This is a genomic window from Nitriliruptor sp., from assembly GCF_040882075.1.
Lineage (GTDB): Bacteria > Actinomycetota > Nitriliruptoria > Nitriliruptorales > Nitriliruptoraceae > Nitriliruptor.
The window spans coordinates 1-3,109 of sequence record NZ_JBBEBZ010000131.1 but is presented as its reverse complement, the minus strand read 5'-3'; the positions used below and the strand labels follow the sequence as shown (position 1 = coordinate 3,109).

Sequence of the window (3,109 nt, the reverse complement as noted above, 5' to 3'; positions counted from 1 at the left end):
GCGATGGTCGGCCAGCCCATCCCCCGCGGGGAGGACCCACGGCTGCTGCGCGGCGAGGGCCGTTTCCTCGACGACATGGGCCACGACGCGCTGGCGATAGCGATCGTCCGCAGCCCTCACGCACACGCCAGGATCACCGCCATCGACGCGGACGACGCGCTCGATGTCGACGGGCTGATCGCGATCTACACCCACGACGATCTGCCCGCCAAGCTCCAGGCGCCGCTGCCGCTGCTGATCCCGCACCCGGCGCTGACCCACGTCCGCACCCAGCACGTGCTGGCCAACGGCGAGGTCAACCACGTCGGTGAGGCCGTCGTCTGCGTCGTCGCGCGCGACCGGTACGCGGCCGAGGACGCGGTCGAACGCATCCGCGTCGAGTACGAGCTCCTGCCCACCGTCGTGGGGCTCGACGAGGCCATCGCGGCCACCCACGCCGTGCACGACGAGATCCCCTCGAACGTCGCTGCCGAGATGACCCAGGAGATCGGCGACCCGGACGCAACGATCGCCGCCGCTCCCCACTCGCTCACCCTCCACCTCGACATCGAACGCTCGGCGTCGACCCCGCTCGAGACCCGCGGGGTCCACGCCCACCACGACCGCGACGCTCGCCGGCTGCTGGTGCACTCCTCGACCCAGGCGCCGACCAGCGTCCGGGCGGCGATCGCCTCCCTGCTCGAGCTGCCGTTCGGCGACGTCGAGGTGGCGGCCCCGGACGTCGGCGGTGGGTTCGGCGTCAAGATCATGCACCCGTGGCCCGAGGAGCTGCTGGTGCCGTGGGCGGCGATGCAGCTCGGCCAGGACGTGAAGTTCACCGAGGACCGGCGCGAGCACTTCATCTCCGCCAACCACGAACGCGGCCAGGTCCACGACGTCCGCGTCGCCTTCGACGACGACGGCCGCATCCTGGGGCTGACCGTCGACTTCGTCCACGACCACGGCGCGTACATCCCCTACGGGCTGATCGTGCCGATCATCACCTCGACCCAGCTGCTCGGGCCGTACCGGATGACCGACTACCGGGTGACGTTCCGCAGCGTGTTCACCAACACCGTGCCGGTGTCGCCGTACCGGGGCGCCGGCCGGCCGCAGGGCTGCTTCGTGATGGAACGCACGATGGACGCCATCGCGCGCGAGCTCGGCCTCGACCGGACCGAGGTGCGGTCGAACAACTTCATCCAGCCCGACGAGTTCCCCTACGAGTTCGGGCTGACCTTCCAGGACGGCCGCGCCTACACCTACGACTCGGGTGACTTCCCGGCCTCGCTGGCCAAGCTCACCGAGCTGGTCGGCTGGGACGACTTCCCGCGCCTGAAGGAGGAAGCGGCGGCCGAGGGACGGATGATCGGCATCGGCCTCGCGACCTACGTCGAGGGCACCGGCGTCGGCCCCTACGAGGGCGGCCACGTCCTCGTCGAACCGACCGGCAAGGTCCAGGTCGCCACCGGGCTCGGTACCCAAGGCCAGGGCCACGAGACGGTGTTCGCCCAGATCGTCGCCGACCAGCTCGGCGTCGCCTTCGAGGACATCGAGGTCGTGACCGGTGATTCGCGCCGGCTGCAGTACTCGGTGGGCACCTTCGCCTCGCGCGCCGCGGTGATGGCCGGCAACGCCATCCACCTCGCCGCCCTCGAGGTGCGCGAGAAGGCGCTACGGATCGCCGCCGACGCGCTCGAGTGCGACCCCCGCGACCTCGAGCTGGTGGACGGTCGAGCCCAGGTGCTCGGCTCACCGGACGCCGGGCTGCCGATGTCGGTCATCGCCACGATGGCCAACCCGCTGCGCTACGCCTTCAGCGACGCGGCCAAGGTCGCCACCCAGTTCTCGGGCGCCTCCGACCCGGACGCCCCTCCCGTGGCCGACGGTGACCGACCGGGCCTCGAAGCCCACGGCTACTACAGCCCGGTCCGCTCCACCTTCGCCAACGGCATGCACGCGGTCATCGTCGAGATCGACCCGGACACCTCCGACATCGAGGTGCTGCGCTACGCCGTCGTCCACGACTGCGGCAAGCTCCTGAACCCCCGGATCGTCGCCGGCCAGGTCCACGGCGGCGTCGCCCAGGGCATCGGCGGGGCGCTCTACGAGCACATGGCCTACGACGAGGCCGGCCAGCTGCTGAACGCCTCGTTCATGGACTTCCTGATGCCGTACGCCACCGAGGTGCCGACGGTCGAGATCGACCACCTCGAGACCCCCTCACCACTGAACCCGCTCGGGATCAAGGGCGCCGGCGAGGCCGGCGTCATCCCGGGCTCGGCCGCCATCGCCGCCGCCATCGAGGACGCCATCGGGATCGTCATCACCGCGATGCCGATCTCCCCCTCCGAGCTCCACCACCTGCGTCAGGATCACGCGGCTGGCACGCCGGACCGCGCCTCCGCCCCGACCACGTCCACCCCCGACGGGAGCACCTCCTCGTGAAGATCACCGGTAGCCACACCGTCGAGGTGCCACGCGAGCGGCTGTGGGCCGCCCTCCAGGACCCGGCCGTGCTGGCGAGGACCCTGCCCGGCTGTTCCTCGCTCGAGGTCGTCGGTGACGACACCTACGCCGCGACCATCACGGCTGGCGTGGCATCGATCCGCGGGACCTACACCGGGCAGGTCCAGCTGCACGACAAGCAGGAGCCCGACTCGTACCGGCTGACCGCGGAAGGCTCGGGCGGGCCGGGGACGATCAACGCCGACGCCCAGGTCCGGCTCGAGGGATCGGGCGCATCGACGACCGTCCACTACGACGCGGACGCGGTGGTCGGCGGGATGATCGGCGGGGTCGGCCAGCGGATGATCGCCGGTGCGGCCCGCCGCACCGCCAGCGAGTTCTTCGACGCCGTCGCCGCTGACGTGTTGCACGGCCCGCAGGGCGTTCCGGGCGGACCGGCTGCGCTGGCTGGCGGCGAGCTCGCGGGTGTCGGTGCCGCACCGAGCGACGCGACCGGCGGCGGCCCCGGCGGCGCTGCGGCCGGCGCACCCCAGGTCGGCCAGGTCTTCGCGGGCAGCACCCCCTCGGCGGGCGGCGGATCCGCGTCCGGGGGGCGTCAGGACCTGCTGATCGCCTTCGGGCTCGGCGCCCTGGTCGCGCTCATCGGGGTCATCATCGGCCG

The 3,109-nt window shown here is 72.0% G+C and carries 2 protein-coding genes; both read left to right on the top strand.

All coding sequences use genetic code 11. From position 1 onward, the window contains the following. Positions 1-3: 3 nt before the first annotated feature. Positions 4-2,427, top strand: a complete 2,424-nt coding sequence (gene cutA, locus WEB03_RS07980) for an aerobic carbon-monoxide dehydrogenase large subunit (RefSeq protein WP_368070419.1) — start codon at positions 4-6, stop codon at positions 2,425-2,427. Further along, positions 2,424-3,109 (top strand): carbon monoxide dehydrogenase subunit G (locus WEB03_RS07975; RefSeq protein WP_368070418.1); only part of this gene is annotated, 686 nt, incomplete at its 3' end. The genes cutA and WEB03_RS07975, both read left to right, overlap by 4 nt.

Bases quoted from the DNA above. Each gene is read 5' to 3' on its own strand.
- cutA (WP_368070419.1), top strand. From the start codon at position 4: ATGGTCGGCCAGCCCATCCCCCGCGGGGAGGACCCACGGCTGCTGCGC.